The organism is Methylophaga sp. UBA2513, from assembly GCF_002341285.1.
Classification (GTDB): Bacteria; Pseudomonadota; Gammaproteobacteria; order Nitrosococcales; family Methylophagaceae; genus Methylophaga; species Methylophaga marina.
Genome location: NZ_DDNT01000009.1, coordinates 1 through 15,922 on the forward strand (window position 1 = coordinate 1; position 15,922 = coordinate 15,922).

Here is a 15,922-nt window from a genome sequence, read left to right on the forward strand (position 1 = left end):
TCATGTAAACCTGTTTTCAGATTCACACCGTTTGACCAGTTAACCACTGGATCGTATTTTTCAGCGACTAACAGTTCGCCAGTTACGCGGTCCATGGTGTAACCAAAACCGTTACGGTCAAAGTGAACGGCAGTTTTACGCATTTTGCCTTTCAGTTTTTGGTCAACAAGCACAACTTCGTTAACACCATCATAATCCCACTCATCGTATGGTGTCATTTGGTAAACCCATTTCGCCATACCGGTGTCTAAATCACGACCCCATAGAGACATTGACCATTTGTTATCACCAGGACGTTGAACCGGGTTCCAAGTTGATGGGTTACCGTTGCCGTAGTAGAACATGTTCAAATCAGGATCGTATGAATACCAACCCCAAGTTGTACCACCACCAATTTTCCATTGGTCACCTTGCCAAGTTTTCAACGATGAATCTTTGCCAACTGGTTTCAGCATAGAAGTGGTTTTTTCTGGGTCAACTAACATTTCATCATCAGGACCCGTGCTATACGCTTTGTATTTCACGTTACCATCTAAGTCATAAGCTTGAACGTAACCACGTACACCAAACTCACCACCTGAGATACCGACGATGATTTTATCTTTAAATACGTGAGCCGCTGCTGTGCTGGTCGCACCACGTTTTGGATCATCACGTTTGTCAGACCATGCAACACTACCATCAGCTGCATTCAGAGCGACCAGAGTTGTATCCGCTTGGTTCAGGAAGATTTTACCGTCTGCATAGCTTAAACCACGGTTAACTGTGTCACAGCACATAACAGGTACAGTTTCATCGTAGTTTTGTTTTGGTTCATATTTCCATTTGATCGCGCCATCGTTGTTTAAATCCAACGCAAACACGATGTTTGGAAATGGTGTGTGAACGTACATAGTGCCGTCGATAACTAAAGCATTACCTTCGTGACCACGTAAAACACCCGTTGAGAAAGACCATGCCATGTTTAAATCTTTAACATTGTCTTTGTTGATTTGAGTTAATTCAGAGTAACGTTGGTTGTTGTAGTTACCTGCTGGCATTACCCAGTTGTTTTCGTTTTGTTGCATTTGCAATAGCTCATCAGCAGCAGCCAAACCTGGTACAGCTAATGTCATCATTGCGATTGATAAAGTTTTCAGCTTCATAAAGTTTTCCTCTTTATTGCTTTCTAGTTATATACGACACGAAAGTTGTTCAGTGTTGAACCTCATGCGTAGGGCAACAATAATCTCGAAGAAAACGTTAGTCAAGCATATTTCCCATCTTTTTTATGATAATTTACTTATAACTTTCGGGAATTTTTTCCCGAAAGCCTAAGTGAATGAAATTCCTATCTTTTTCCCTTTTGCCTGATCATGAGTCCTGATTATTGATCCAGTCGATAGCGAACTCAATTGCAGCCAATGTGCGCTCACGACCAAGCAATTCCAGTGTCACATCCAAGGAAGGAGACACAGTATTCCCTGTGATTGCCACCCTGATAGGCTGGGCAACTTTCCCCATGCCGACTTCATGCATGTCTGCACAGGCTTTTATTTCTGTATGAATAGGCTCAGCCAACCATTCTGATAAAGCTAATAATCGTGATTGCATATTTTGAAGCAGAGGCAAACTAGCCTGATTCAAGTTTTTCTTAGCTGCTTTTTCGTCAAAACTGCTGACTTTGTTATAAAAGAATAGGCTGCTTTCCGCCATTTCAACCAGCGTTTTTGCTCTTTCCTGATAAAGCACGGCAATTTTTTCAAGACTAGGGCCGACAGAAATATCAACTTTATGCTGCTGCATATGCCAGGCAAGGTGATCAGCAATATGAGTTGGAGTGCTATTTTTGATGTATTGCTGATTTAACCACAATAATTTCTCTGTATTAAAACTTGACGCTGCCTTGTTGACATCTTCAATGTCAAAAAGCTCAATCATTTCTTGTATTGAAAAGATTTCCTGATCGCCGTGTGACCATCCCAGTCTGACGAGATAGTTTAGTAAAGCTTCGGGGAGATAGCCTTGATCACGATAACTCATCACGCCAACAGCACCGTGTCGTTTTGAGAGTCTGGCCCCATCATCACCAAGAATCATCGGCACGTGAGCAAACTTAGGCGGCTCTGCCCCCAGTGCTTTGAAGATATTGATCTGTCTGGGTGAGTTGTTGAGATGATCATCACCACGGATAACATGGGTCATCTGCATATCCATATCATCGACCACAACCGTGAGATTGTAGGTCGGTGTGCCATCGGGACGGGCAATAATCAAATCATCTAATTCAGCGTTTTTAAACTCAACATTGCCACGAATCATATCTCTGACGATGACACTACCAGTCGTGGGATTCTTAAAGCGGATAACCGGTTCAATACCGGGTTTAGGCTCAGTTAATTCCCTGCAACGGCCATCATAACGAGGCTTTTCTTTGTTGGCGCGTTGCTGCTCACGCATCTCTTCCAGCTCATCTTTCGAGCAATAGCAGTGATAAGCATCACCCTGCTCCAGGAGTTGTTGAATGATTTCTTTATAACGGTCAAAGCGCTGCGTTTGATAAAACGGCCCTTCATCATAATCGAGCCCTAGCCATGACATCCCATCAAGAATGGCTTGCACAGATTCAGCCGTAGAACGTTCAAGATCCGTATCTTCTATGCGAAGTACAAATCGACCACCGTGTTTACGGGCATAAAGCCAGGAAAACAGAGCTGTCCTCGCCCCACCAACGTGTAAATAACCTGTTGGACTTGGAGCAAAACGGGTACGTATAGTCATGTTAGAAACTCTCAACTAGGTAGGTTCAATAAAGGCAGTATTGTAACAGTTGAACATCGATATATCGCGGTTCAGACATTCCTAATCTGAATCTAATTTAATTGTCTACATGCCAATTTTATTCGCACACTAGGAAAGCCCAGTCTGACTGGCGAAGGAAATATCCTTTTTGTACAAACTTTTAATGATGATTAGCCGCTGCCAAACCAGGAACTTTTCCCATACAATACATTTCAAAAAACATAAAATAACAACAACTTCTTATTGGGGAGAGAGAAATGTTTAGTCGATTATCAACGATCACTTTTGCAGGATTAGTACTCATTCTAAGTAGTCATTCCATCTGGGCTGCCACACCAGAAGAGCCCGTATGGCCAACGCTGAAACAAACTTACTTCGGTGACAGGACTATACAGGATGAGGCGGAAGATATATTAAGCTTGGAAGCACCAAAACGTGCTGAAGATGCAGCCATTGTGCCCATCACCATAAAATCGTTAAAACCGCAATCGCAGGATAACTATATTGAGAACATCTATATCTTTATAGATAACAATCCAATGCCTTACTCTGCAAAATTCCATCTTTCACCTGAGCTAGGTAATGTCGATTTATCCACACGCATGCGGGTCGATCAATATACCTATGTCCGAGCTGTCGCTGAAATGAACGATGGCAGTTTATACATGGTGTCACGTTTTGTTAAAGCTTCCGGTGGTTGCAGTGCACCCGCTGGCAAGGATGCCGCCGCCGCATTAGCTCGGCTAGGTAAAATGCAGTTGCGAATGCGTCAACCGAGTGTCGGTGAGCCCGTTCAGGCTCAGATGATCGTTAGCCACCCTAACTACAATGGGCTGCAATTTGATCAAAAAGCACGTAAATATATTCCGGCTCATTACATCGATAAAATGAATATCAGCTACAACGGACAAACACTGATTACGGTGGATGCCGGTATTTCGATGAGTGAAGATCCAAGCATACGATTCACATTCACTCCTCAAAAGCATGGCAAGCTAGAAGCAAAAGTACATGACACAAAATCTCAAGAATTTAAAATAGAAAAAGAGATCTGATTTTTAATGTTTGAAACAAAAAAGGCCGCTTGAGCGGCCTTTTTTTAACTAAATAATAGTCATCTTAGTTATGGATGCGACATTCTTTATAAGCAGCTTGATTCACTTCTTCGAACAGTTTTAAGCCCTTTTGAACACCTTTATCATCTCTGAATTCAGCACCTTTATCTGCAGGCATGTTTTTGTACATAAAGCCAGTACTGATATCTTCGAATTCCTTTTCAGTAAAGGCTTCCGCTAACTTATCTACAACACATGAACATTTATGAACTCCCTCATAAACATTCATTTTTGAATTCGCTTCCATACAATCCATGACGAAATGCACACGGGTAACCGTAGAAAAATCATTGGACATTGCCATTGTTGGCAATAAAGCCAAACCAGTAGCAAACAATGCAGCAGCTCCAGCAATCTTCATTCATTCTCTCCTATATTTTATTATTCATTTGTTCGGATGAGTTAAGACTCAACCTTCAAACCTTTAGTTCCACTTATCCTGATTTTGATACAGAATTGAATAGACATACTACATGAATTCTTCATAATCTTCTGCCATCACGGCGCGGTAAAAAAACGCTTTATTTTCACACAAGACCAACATCAGGTAGAATTTCAACCTCACTAAGACACTAATAAACACAGGCGGGAGATAGCCAAATGAAAAAATTGTTATTGCACTTGGATACAGATCCAGTTGCCAGCACCTTCGACCAAGCAGTGGCTTATGATGCTGGTGTCGATAACATCATTGCTCATGGCGGCGCCACACGTGACAATGTCACACCACATGTTCACGGAATGATTTTTACCCGTGGTGGAAAAAACCTGAAAAATAGCGCTATTTTCATCGGTGGCTCAAATGTGCCTGCCAGTGATCTTGTCGGTAAAGCTGTAAAAAAAGCATTTTTCGGTCCTGTCAGCGTATCGGTAATGCTCGATCCAAATGGCTCGAATACAACAGCTGCTGCCATCGCTCGTAAAGTGCTTACTGATTATGATGTCAAAGATAAAAATGTCGTCATTCTTGGCTCCGGTCCTGTAGGCCAGCGCACGGCTTTGTACATGCTCAGAGAAGGCGCAAAAAAAGTGACGCTGACTTGTCGTAGTATGGAAAGAAGTAAAGCCACGGTCAAAGAAATGAAAGAGCACTACGGTGTCGATGTCATGCCAGGCGAAACACGAAGTGATGAAGCTGTTAAACAAATCGTATCTGATGCACATGTGGTGATTGCTGCTGGACCAGCTGGTGTCTGTGTTGTACCGGAAATGGCACTGGCCAATAACACCTCAATTAAAGTAGTCGCTGATGTTAACGCTGTCCCACCTCTGGGTGTTGCCGGCATGGAAGTCATGGATAACGGTGTCGAGAAAAATGGCATGCGTTATTACGGTGCAATTGCTATTGGTAACTTTAAAATGAAAGTTCATCGTGGTGCTATTGCCTCACTCTTTGAAAGCAATGATGCCTTCCTAGATGAAACCACAATTTACGATATAGCCTGCAAGATTGATAACGAACAGTGAAACAAAAAACTGCTGAAGCGGAGAGCCTAACGGCAATGCCAACTGTCACCGTTCAGGCTCCAGCCAGGCTTCATCTTGGATTTCTTGATTTAAATGCTGAAATTGGTCGCAAATTCGGTAGTATCGGACTTGCTATCAACAGCCACCACACAATCATTAACATATCCCCCGCTGAAAATTTCAATATTCAAGGCGCATATGTCACTGACAATATGCGATTGAAGATAAATCAAATATGTACGCTGTTTTATGAAAAGTTGGGGCAACATGTGCCCCATGCCAACCGTAGCGTGGCTATTTCTGTTAATTCAGCTATCCCAGAACATTCAGGACTAGGCTCGGGAACACAACTCACTCTTACTCTCGGCGTCGCACTTGCGAAGTTTCATGGTTTATCCATTGATACGCCATTGCTTGCCAAAGAGTTGGGGCGTGGCAAACGTTCAGGAATTGGTATTGCTACTTTTGATCATGGCGGATTTGTGATTGATGGTGGCCTTAAGCCTGAGCAAACTGTCCCACCTGTTCTTGCTCAGCTTAACTTTCCTGAGAAATGGAAAATTGTGTTAGTGATGGATCCAAATCATCAAGGTATTCATGGCAGCGCTGAATTGCAGGCATTTAAACAACTGCCCGTGTTTCCTCAGGAAAATGCTCGTATTATCAGTCATATGACGTTGATGCAGCTATTACCTGCGCTCATTGAACAATCCTGTGATGTATTTGGTAAAGCCGTAACAGATATTCAAGCGTTAATTGGCGATCATTTTGCCCAAGCACAAGGTGGCCGATACACCAGTAAACGTGTCGAAGCCTGTCTATTGCAGGCCCAAAAATGGGGTCATACAGGCATTGCTCAGAGCTCTTGGGGCCCGACAGGATGTATATTAGTCGAAAGTGATGATCAGGCAGAGCAGCTGATAAAACAGCTTGAGACATTTGCTAAAACGACTTTTTCTGAGGATGAGGCACCCGTTTTTATTCAAACATCTGCAGATAATCATGGCGCAGTTGTTGAATCCTCTATGTAACTGTGGCTATTATCATATTCCAGCCGTAATTTGATTATTATAAGGATTAATTATGTCCAAACGTTCGATTATTCACATGCTTAACCCAATGAAGCACAACAGTCCCTTTGACATTAACATGGCACTAGATGCGGGTTACGATGTATTGATTCCATATTCACATGTTGAGTTAAACGAAGTTGCAGGCCTAACTCAGGATGCTATTTTTTCACGTGGCCCTTCAGGTGTGAAAAAAACCGGCATGTTCATCGGTGGACGTGATATCGGATTGGCTATGGACATGTTGGAATCGGCTAAAAAATCCATGGTTCCTCCTTTTGAAATTTCAGTTTTTGCTGATCCAAGTGGTGCTTTCACTACTGCTGCAGCCTTGGTGGCTTGTGTCGAACGTGAACTGAAAAATAAATTTAAACAAGAATTAAAAGGCGCTAAAGCCGTTGTCTTCGGTGGAACCGGACCAGTGGGTATTGCCACAGCCGTTATTGCTGCCCTTCAGGGTGCAGAAACGGCCATTGTTGATCACTTCTCTATTGATACTGCACTAGAGTTTGCTGCAGAAGCCAAAAAACGCTATGACGTTGATTTACGAGGCACGACAGCGGCTTCTGATGCTGATAAAGCCCGTTTATTGTACGACGCAGACATCGTTTTCTGTGCTGCTAAAGCAGGGGTCCAGGTACTGAATGCATCTGTTTTACGTGATGCGACTAAACTCAAAGTGGCTGGCGATGTTAATGCCGTGTCACCACTGGGTATCGAAGGTGTTAAATTGATGGACTTTGGCGCACCGTTGACACATGCCACTAATTCACCTGATGCCGTTGGTATTGGAGCATTAGCTATTGGTGATGTTAAATACAAATTACAGCAAGCACTGCTAAGAGAGACATTAGAGTCAGAAAAACCTGTTTATCTTGATTTCCGTAATGCCTTCGATGGTGCGCGTAAATTAGTCTAATTTAATACAACGATGGATGAAGAGCGGTTACCACTTCTCATTTTTGGTCAAACAGCTCGCTTTATTGCACAGTCAGCGGCTCAGCTTGGATACCCAACCTGGGTCGTTGACTGTTTTGCAGATAGAGATACACAAAAAGTTGCTGATCGATGTATCCGTATCCCTCCCCTAGAACTGCTTTCCATAGAATCCATACTCACATCTTTTGAACTAATTACCCAACAACAGCGCTGCCTGCTGATTTTTTCTACTGGCATTGAACGCTTCTATGAACTCTTAAACTGCTTGCCCACACATATCCAAATTCTTGGTAATGATTTTCAAGTATTAGATAAATTAAGATCACCACAACGCTTTTTCCCTCTACTTCAACAACTTGACATTCCTTTTCCAGAAACCCATTGGGTTCAGGCTTTTGATAAAAAGAAAAAACGTTGGATAACGAAAGACCTAATGAGCAGTGGCGGTATACATATTCAAGATACGGATATAACTAACTACACAGCTCGTCATCTTATTTTTCAGGAATATATCAATGGCAGGTCAGGCTCAGTCAGTTTTCTTGCTGACGGTGAGTCTGTGTTCATCTTTGGGTTTAACGAACAGATACACCACACAGAAACATTTCAGCTACAGCAAATCATTAATCACTTTGATATCAGCCAGTCTTCTAAAGCAACTCTTGCTAAGGCACTAGAAAAGCTTGTAACAGCAATTAGTTTTCGCGGTTATGGCAGTCTCGACTTTATGATTGACGAGTTAGCTAATATTTATATCCTTGAGCTGAATCCAAGACTTTCCGCTTCGGCGGAGCTTTACGCCAATAATACGGATATGTTGCGTTGGTATATTCAGGCTTGTGTTGAGAAATTATCTGCTGAAATCCAACAGCAAAATAGTGAAATGACGAACGTTACCAGTCTCTCATACCTTTTTGCAGATAAAGCATTATTCGTAAAGAGCGAGGCAACGTGGCCTGTTGAGACTCGGGATATTCCCCACGCCAGACAGAAGATTCAGCCTGGCGAGCCTGTGTGCACAGTACTTGTTGAAGCTCAATCACATCTGGATTGCGATAATAAACGTCATCAAGTGGAAACTGAGATAAGGAAAAATTGTCTTTGTTCTGCTTGAAAATAGCAGTGTCTCAACCCATATTAACGATGACTTATTAAGACAGGATCACATGCATGAAACGCATACTACTTTTTCTTGGTACAAATATCGCTGTACTCGCCGTTCTCAGCATTACAATGCGACTGCTTGGCATAGATAGCCTTTTAGACGAACAAGGCGTCGGTCTGGATATGAATGCCTTGATTATTTATGCCGCCGTAATCGGCTTCAGTGGCTCGATCATCTCCCTGCTTATTTCAAAATGGACGGCAAAACATCTGACAGGGGCTCAGGTCATTGAACAACCTAAAAATGAGACTGAACGATGGTTGCTAAGTACCGTTACCCGCCTGGCGCAACAAGCTAATATTGGTATGCCTGATGTGGCTATTTATAACTCACCACAACCGAACGCGTTTGCCACTGGTGCCAATAAAAATAATGCACTAGTGGCTGTCAGCACGGGTTTGATGCAGTCCATGACTCAAGATGAAGTGGAAGCCGTTCTCGCCCATGAGGTCAGCCATATAGCCAATGGGGATATGGTGACTATGGCTTTAATACAGGGTGTAGTGAACACGTTTGTCATTGTTCTATCACGTGTGATTGGACATCTCGTTGATCGTACAGTCTTTAAAGTAGAACGAGGTCATGGCCCGGCATTCTGGATTACTTCCATCATCGCAGAACTGGTACTGGGTATTCTGGCTAGCATAATCGTGATGTGGTTTAGTCGTCAACGTGAGTTTCGTGCCGACGCCGGTGCTGCCAGTTTAGTTGGAGCACCAAAAATGGTTGCTGCATTGCAACGCTTAGCTGGCACATCCACCGAAGCGTTACCGGATCAACTTCATGCTATGGGTATTTCTGGTGGCAAAGGTGGTGGTCTTTCAGCGTTATTTATGACGCACCCACCATTGGAAGAGAGAATTAACGCTTTACGCGGAAATAGATAAAAATAAAGCCGGGCTTCTGACCCGGCTTTTTTTACTAAAGCTCACAGCTCGTCATCTTCAAAGTTGTAATTCATTTCAGGTGATGGCTCGTGGATATAATAACCTTGGGCATAATCTACACCTAAGCGCCACAACAGCGCTAAGCTATTCGCATCTGATACAAACTCAGCGATAGAACGCTTACCCGCTTCTTTTGTCATTTCAATGATGGCTTTGACAGCTGCCTGATTTTCAACATCATGTGCCATATTTTCAACAAATGTACCGTTGATTTTTAGATAATCCACATTAAATGCTTTCAGACTATTTGAGAAGTCTATACCCGATCCAAAGTGCTCTAAACCAAATTCACAGCCCAAGCCTTGTAAACGTTCAATCACGTGCCTGACTTGCTCAACATTATCAATCGCCATTGTCTCACTGACTTCAAAAATAAGAGCCTGGGCATTCAGCTGTTGTGCTGAAAGTGAAGCGGATAACCAATCTACAAACGCTTCTTCATGGAGACTTTGCTCTGATAATTTGATGAAGAAACGTGTTTTAGGATAACGTTGACGATGAATGGTTAATGCTTTTAAAGCACTACGAATCACCCATTTATCTATCTCTGTCATCATTTTTAACTGAACAGCATGTTGGATAAAGCTATCCGCTGCAATCAGTTCGCCATTTACCTCAAGGCGCAATAATACTTCGTAAAATTCCTGCTCTTCACCATGCAAACTGACAATCGGTTGATAAAATAAAGTGAAGTTATCGTCCTGCAACGCTTTTTGTAGCTGCTGACGCCAGCTTTCGCTGGACTGCTGTCCAGTTTGATCTGTTTGAGCACGGAACCGTATGACCTGGTTTCCACCCGCATGCTGAGCTTTCATCGCCGCTCTATCTGCATTTTCTAACACAGCTTCAGCGGTCAACTGACTTTCATTAACGCGAGCGATACCCACACTGCAGCGTAAATCTATCGTTTTACCTGCAACATGTGACACGTAGTCATCAATGGTTCTTCGGAAAGACTCTGCGCGCTCATCAACATAGGCATCGTCATGATTCGGTACGATTATGGTAAAGACCTGATCACCGTAATGGCCGATAACTTCCTGTTCAGCCAAGTTATCGTGCAATAAATCAGACACACTCTTCAAAATAACTTCGCTGGTAGCCAGTCCCACTTTTTCTTTTATCGAAAAGAAATCATCCAGTACCAAATAGAGTAGTTGCGCATCGCCCTCACCCTCAGCAGCACGGTGCACAGTTTTTTCCAACTCAGTAATAAAACGACTACGGTTATATAAGCCGGTAAGTTGGTCATGATCATCCAGTACTGGGATAACAGCCTTAGGTTGTTGATTGATTACCGTATCGTCTCTGATCACAACCTGAGTGCAATCTTCCCCTTCAACACGAGCGTGACTAAATTGAATTTCTGCCTTGAAGGTTATGCCTTCTGCTGTTAATCCATTGCCAGTCATCGTCACTGGGGGAGCATCCGTTTGCTCAGTAAACTGTCTGAATACCGCCTTAAATTTAGGATGGTCATCTGCACTGAATAAATCGAGAATCGGCAGCCCAGCAATATCTTCCGCCTCTTCATAACCAAACAAATTCAGGTAAGCCTGGTTTACATAGATATGCATCCCTTCATGCATATAAGCAACAGCATCTCTTGAACTATCAAGCAGTGTTTTAGAGCGTTTCTCACTCTCCCTGAGTGCTCGCTCATTACGTCGGGCTAAACGTCTGATAAATAGATTATCCAGCTCGCGATTAATCACAAACTGTAATCGTGGTTTATCTTCAAACAAGACAACATCTTTTACGATGCTCGAAAAGTATTCCGTTTCATGTGATTTATCATCAGCAATGATGATGCAGGGCAGGTCTTTATCTAGATGCTGTATCAGGTTCAAAATATCCATCGGCTGGATATCAGCGATATTTTCTCGACATAAAATTAATTCCCAATTCTGGGCTGATAACAGCTTTTCAATTGCTGCAGGCTTATCTTCCCTTGTTGCTCTGACCGCATGTCCAGCACTACGGAGCACGTTGACGATAGCATCTGCATCGGTCAAAGAACTATCGATAATCAGTACTCGTAAAATGCCTTCTGCTCTCGCCACGGTCGTTACCTTATTGTTCTTTCTTTTTGTCCAGAAGCATCGGTTTCTTACCTTCCAACTTGGTTTGTTGTATTTCCATCCACTCGAACAACTGCTGATTTAATTCAGCTGCAGATAGGCTATCGGTAGCTATCTTCTGACCTATAGTCATTTTTATTACACCAGGGTATTTCAAAAAACCATGTTTGGGCCATGATTTACCGGCATCATGACAGACAGGAATAACCGGATATCCGGTTTCTTTTGCCAGTCTGGCGCCACCAATTCCAAATCGACCAATATAGCCTTTTGCTATTCTGGTACCTTCCGGAAAAATCACCACCCAGGCACCCGATGTTAAACGATCTAAGCCTTGCTCTATCACTTGATTCAGGGCTTTTCGGCCTGCTTTACGGTCTATTGCAATAGGATTTAGAGATGCTAATCCCCAACCAAAAAACGGAATCCAGAATAATTCACGCTTTAACACCCAGACCTGAGGCGGAAAAACAGCTTGTAATGCCAGGGTTTCCCATGAAGATTGATGTTTACATATGATTACGGCAGGTTCATCACCGATATGCTGACGACCCTCAACGTCGAGCTTTACATGACAAATTTTATCTAATAGCCAGATATTGGATTTCGCCCACTGGCTGACGACGGCATAACGCCATTTAAATGGTAAAGGCCATAGCAGAACGCCTAAACAGGAAAACAATACTGCCGTCACCGCATGCAAAATAAAGAAAATAGTGGATCGAATATAGATCATTGTAGTTTGCGTTCTAATAGGGCTGTAGCGACACTCGCCAGATCATCATAAACCTCTACACCGTCAGGAATGCCTGCAGCTAGAGTCTTCTCACCTTTACCTGTTCTGACCAATATAGGCCTGGCCTGAGATAACATCGCCGCCTGAATATCACGAAGAGAATCACCCACAGCAGGTACATTGTCCAGATTCACACGTAAACGATGGGCTAGATCCACGAAAGAGCCATTCTTTGGCTTGCGACATTGACAATCATCTTCCGGACCATGAGGACAAAACATGATCGCCTCAATTTTGCCACCAACCTGAGCCAGCATACGACGCATTTTGCTGTGAATACGGTTTAAGGTTTCTACATCAAACAAACCGCGCGCGATACCAGATTGATTGGTAATCACTACCACCCGGTATCCCGCATAATTTAATCGAGCAATCGCTTCGAGGCTGCCGTCAATCGGCTCCCACTCTGCCGGATTTTTAATGAAATCATCCGAATCATGATTGATGACGCCATCTCGGTCCAGAATAATCAGCGACATAATTGCTCCTGTTACTCCTGCAAGCAGGAAATATCGGCAACCCCTAAAAATAAGGCTCGGGTTTGATTGAGTAAGGCTAATCGATTGTTTCTCACTGCCTCATCATCAGACATTACCATGACTTGCTCAAAAAAAGCATCGATGGTTTCACGCATGCCGGCAAGATAATTCAGAATGCCCGCATAATCTGATGCAGCATAGAGAGGCTTCAAGGCTTGTTGTGCCTCCACAACCTGTTCAGCCAGCGCTTTTTCAGCTGGTTCAACTAACAGGCCAGGCTCAACAACCAGGCCTTCTTGCTCAGCCTCATTTTTACGCAAAATATTACCAATACGCTTATTACCGGCTGCCAGCGATTCTGCTTGCTCCAATTTTCTAAACTCGGCTACAGCATTCAGTCTTTGCATGAAATCAAGCGGTTGCGTTGGTGATACTGCCAGCACTGACTCGTATTCATCCGCTTTAGCCCCTTGGTCGATAACATAACCACGCAGACGATCGTAAAAATACTGCATCACCTGAGTTCTCACATCATCTTCAGTCAGAATATCAACAAAGTTGTTGACCGCTTCAGAGATAAGCTCGAACAGATCAAGTGACAGTTGACGCTCAATAATAATACGCAGCACACCTAATGCCGCACGTCGTAAGGCAAACGGGTCTTTAACACCAGAAGGCGGCTGGCCAATACCAAACAGACCAACAATCGTATCCAGTTTTTCGGCTAAACTGACGGCGATACCGGTTGCTGTTTGCGGCAGCTCATCACCGGCAAAACGTGGACGATATTGCTCATCCAGTGCTTCCGCGACATCAGCAGGCTCACCATCCAACTGAGCATAATAACGGCCCATAATACCCTGTAATTCAGGAAACTCACCGACCATTTCCGTAACAAGATCACATTTTGCTAACAATGCTGCACGTTCAGCTAACTGAGCCTCACTTCCCATCTGTTGTGCAATACTGGCGGCTAAGGCTGCAACACGCTGAGATTTGTCATAAACCGTGCCTAACTTATTCTGGAACACAATGGTTTTTAACTGCTCTTGGCGAGCAGCCAAAGGTGACTTGCGATCCGTTTCCCAGAAAAAGGCCGCATCACTCAGTCGTGGCAGAATCACACGTTCATTACCGGCAATCACTTGTGCCGGATCCTGACTAGCGATATTACAGATAGTGATGAAATGCGGCAGTAAATCCCCATTCTTTGCTCGTACCGCGAAATATTTCTGATGACCTTCCATTGATGAAATCAACGCTTCAGGAGGTAATTCTAGAAAACGCTGATCAAAGTTACCTGCTAGGGCCACGGGCCACTCCACTAAGCCAGTCACTTCCTCAAGTAACTCAGGATTAATCACGGCATCACCACCGAGGCTGGCTGCCAATTCATTTACCTGCCCATGAATCGCCTGTTTTCTGGCTTCGTAATCCACCATCACATGGCCTTCTGTTTCCAGTTGTGGTGCATAAGTCATCGGTGTGCTGATACGGATAGGCTGAGGATGGTGGAAACGATGACCAACCGTAAAACGGTCTGCGCTCACGCCGAGTAATTCGAAAGGAACAATGTCATCCCCCAGTAACACAACCAACCAGTGAACAGGACGAACAAACTCACCCGGCAAGTTGCCCCAGCGCATACGCTTGGGAATGGGTAAAGCATTTAACGATTGCTGAATGATGTCAGGCAATAAAGTGGCGGTTTCAGCCCCTTTTTGCTGTTGTCTGAAGATCAACCATGCGCCTTTTTCTGTCTGCATCGTTTCCAAATCATCAACATCCACGCCACAAGAACGAGCGAAGCCTTGTAAGGCTTTGGTCGGATTACCATCTTCATCAAATGCGGCGGTTACGGCCGGGCCACGTCGTTCTACAGTGAGATCATCTTGTTGCGTTTGTAACTTCGAAATCACTAAAGCCAAACGTCTTGGTGTAGCGTAAGCACGAATTGCATCAAAGCTTAGCTCAGCATTTTTTAGGCCTTGTTCAACCCCTTGGTGAAATGCCTGACTCAATTTCAACAAAGCCTTCGGCGGTAATTCTTCTGTGCCTACCTCAATAAGCAAATCCTGTGTCTGACTCATGCCTGTGCCTCCTTATTTTCAGACTGAACCATTGGAAAACCTAATGATTCACGTCTGTCGTAATAGGCCTGAGCAACGGCTCTGGCTAAGGTACGTACACGGAGGATATATCGCTGTCTTTCTGTCACGGAAATGGCTTTTCTTGCATCGAGTAAGTTAAACGTATGTGACGCTTTCAACACCAGCTCATAGGCAGGTAGCGGTAAACCTGCTTCTATCATACGTTGACTTTCACGTTCACAGGTATCAAATGTGGTGAATAAACTGTCCACATCGGCATGTTCGAAGTTGTAAGTCGACATTTCGACTTCGTTTTGGTGGAACACGTCACCATAAGTGACTTTACCCATAGGACCATCTGCCCAGATTAAGTCATAGACACTGCTCACACCTTGCAGGTACATGGCTATACGTTCCAGACCGTAGGTAATTTCACCGGTGACGGGTCGACATTCGAGTCCACCCACCTGTTGGAAATACGTGAACTGTGTGACTTCCATACCGTTCAACCATACTTCCCAACCAAGCCCCCATGCACCGAGGGTCGGTGACTCCCAGTTATCTTCGACAAAACGCACATCATGAATAGCAGTATCCAGCCCCAGCATTTCCAGAGAGCCTAAATAGAGTTCCTGAATGTTGATAGGTGACGGTTTTAAAACGACCTGAAACTGGTAGTAGTGTTGGAGACGATTTGGGTTTTCGCCATAGCGACCATCGGTCGGACGACGTGAAGGCTGAACATAAGCAGCACTCCATGGTTCAGGGCCAATCGCGCGCAAAAATGTCGCTGGATGGAATGTCCCTGCACCGACTTCCATATCGTAAGGTTGGAGAAGCACACAGCCCTGCTCAGCCCAGTACTGTTGCAGCCTGAGGATCAGTTCCTGAAAGGTTCTTGGCGTTTCCGCCTTCATCACCGCTGTCTTAGTCATTAGCTCGATTTCACAATCCAAAGTCAAAACATACGGGATTATAGCGAATACAGAGCT

General features: G+C 43.9%; 14 protein-coding genes. 6 read left to right on the forward strand and 8 right to left on the reverse strand.

Features of this window, described 5'->3' with window-relative positions:
* A partial coding sequence (locus tag B3V56_RS05365; protein WP_289284033.1) for a PQQ-dependent dehydrogenase, methanol/ethanol family occupies nt 1–1,145 on the reverse strand: 1,145 nt, incomplete at its 3' end.
* 208 nt (nt 1,146–1,353) lie between these two features.
* A complete protein-coding gene (gene gltX, locus B3V56_RS05370; RefSeq protein WP_289283109.1) occupies nt 1,354–2,760 on the reverse strand; it encodes a glutamate--tRNA ligase in 1,407 nt (468 codons plus the stop codon).
* 278 nt (nt 2,761–3,038) lie between these two features.
* On the opposite strand from gltX, the gene B3V56_RS05375 reads away from it, so the two are divergent.
* Nucleotides 3,039–3,836 carry a quinoprotein dehydrogenase-associated SoxYZ-like carrier gene (locus tag B3V56_RS05375; RefSeq protein WP_289283108.1) on the forward strand — a complete coding sequence of 266 codons (798 nt, stop codon included), beginning with the start codon at nt 3,039–3,041 and terminating at the stop codon, nt 3,834–3,836.
* 64 nt (nt 3,837–3,900) lie between these two features.
* On the opposite strand, the gene B3V56_RS05380 is transcribed toward B3V56_RS05375, so the two are convergent.
* On the reverse strand, nt 3,901–4,257 hold the full coding sequence (locus tag B3V56_RS05380; protein WP_289283107.1) for a hypothetical protein: 357 nt from the start codon (nt 4,255–4,257) through the stop codon (nt 3,901–3,903).
* Nucleotides 4,258–4,496: 239 nt separating this feature from the next.
* On the opposite strand from B3V56_RS05380, the gene B3V56_RS05385 reads away from it, so the two are divergent.
* Genes B3V56_RS05385 through htpX form a run of 5 tightly spaced genes read left to right on the forward strand, consistent with a single transcriptional unit; the run spans nt 4,497 to nt 9,424 of the window.
* Complete coding sequence (locus B3V56_RS05385; RefSeq protein ID WP_289283106.1) at nt 4,497–5,363, forward strand: NAD(P)-dependent methylenetetrahydromethanopterin dehydrogenase; 867 nt, start codon at nt 4,497–4,499, stop codon at nt 5,361–5,363.
* Nucleotides 5,360–6,394 carry a beta-ribofuranosylaminobenzene 5'-phosphate synthase family protein gene (locus tag B3V56_RS05390; RefSeq protein WP_289283105.1) on the forward strand — a complete coding sequence of 345 codons (1,035 nt, stop codon included), beginning with the start codon at nt 5,360–5,362 and terminating at the stop codon, nt 6,392–6,394. The genes B3V56_RS05385 and B3V56_RS05390 overlap by 4 nt, the downstream gene beginning before the upstream one ends.
* 52 nt (nt 6,395–6,446) lie before the next feature.
* A complete protein-coding gene (locus B3V56_RS05395) occupies nt 6,447–7,352 on the forward strand; it encodes an NAD(P)-dependent methylenetetrahydromethanopterin dehydrogenase (protein ID WP_289243763.1) in 906 nt (301 codons plus the stop codon).
* Between the two features lie 12 nt (nt 7,353–7,364).
* Complete coding sequence (locus B3V56_RS05400) at nt 7,365–8,486, forward strand: ATP-grasp domain-containing protein (RefSeq protein ID WP_289283104.1); 1,122 nt, start codon at nt 7,365–7,367, stop codon at nt 8,484–8,486.
* A gap of 56 nt (nt 8,487–8,542) precedes the next feature.
* The gene (gene htpX, locus B3V56_RS05405) at nt 8,543–9,424 is read left to right on the forward strand and encodes a protease HtpX (RefSeq protein WP_286305719.1); all 882 of its coding nucleotides are present in this window, start codon (nt 8,543–8,545) and stop codon (nt 9,422–9,424) included.
* A 41-nt stretch (nt 9,425–9,465) separates the two neighbouring features.
* On the opposite strand, the gene B3V56_RS05410 is transcribed toward htpX, so the two are convergent.
* The 5 genes from B3V56_RS05410 to glyQ are packed head-to-tail and all read right to left on the reverse strand — an operon-like array spanning nt 9,466 to nt 15,865.
* Nucleotides 9,466–11,547, reverse strand: coding sequence for an EAL domain-containing response regulator (locus B3V56_RS05410; RefSeq protein ID WP_289283103.1), 2,082 nt, complete (start codon nt 11,545–11,547; stop codon nt 9,466–9,468).
* A gap of 10 nt (nt 11,548–11,557) precedes the next feature.
* The gene (locus B3V56_RS05415; RefSeq protein WP_289283102.1) at nt 11,558–12,301 is read right to left on the reverse strand and encodes a lysophospholipid acyltransferase family protein; all 744 of its coding nucleotides are present in this window, start codon (nt 12,299–12,301) and stop codon (nt 11,558–11,560) included.
* Entirely contained in the window at nt 12,298–12,840 is a 543-nt protein-coding gene (gene gmhB, locus B3V56_RS05420) for a D-glycero-beta-D-manno-heptose 1,7-bisphosphate 7-phosphatase (RefSeq protein WP_286305722.1), read from the reverse strand. The genes B3V56_RS05415 and gmhB overlap by 4 nt, the downstream gene beginning before the upstream one ends.
* 11 nt (nt 12,841–12,851) lie before the next feature.
* Nucleotides 12,852–14,930: a glycine--tRNA ligase subunit beta gene (gene glyS / locus B3V56_RS05425; RefSeq protein ID WP_289283101.1), complete on the reverse strand. Its 2,079-nt coding sequence runs from the start codon at nt 14,928–14,930 to the stop codon at nt 12,852–12,854.
* Complete coding sequence (gene glyQ, locus B3V56_RS05430; RefSeq protein WP_289283100.1) at nt 14,927–15,865, reverse strand: glycine--tRNA ligase subunit alpha; 939 nt, start codon at nt 15,863–15,865, stop codon at nt 14,927–14,929. Before glyQ ends, glyS begins: the two co-directional genes overlap by 4 nt.
* Nucleotides 15,866–15,922: the final 57 nt, after the last annotated feature.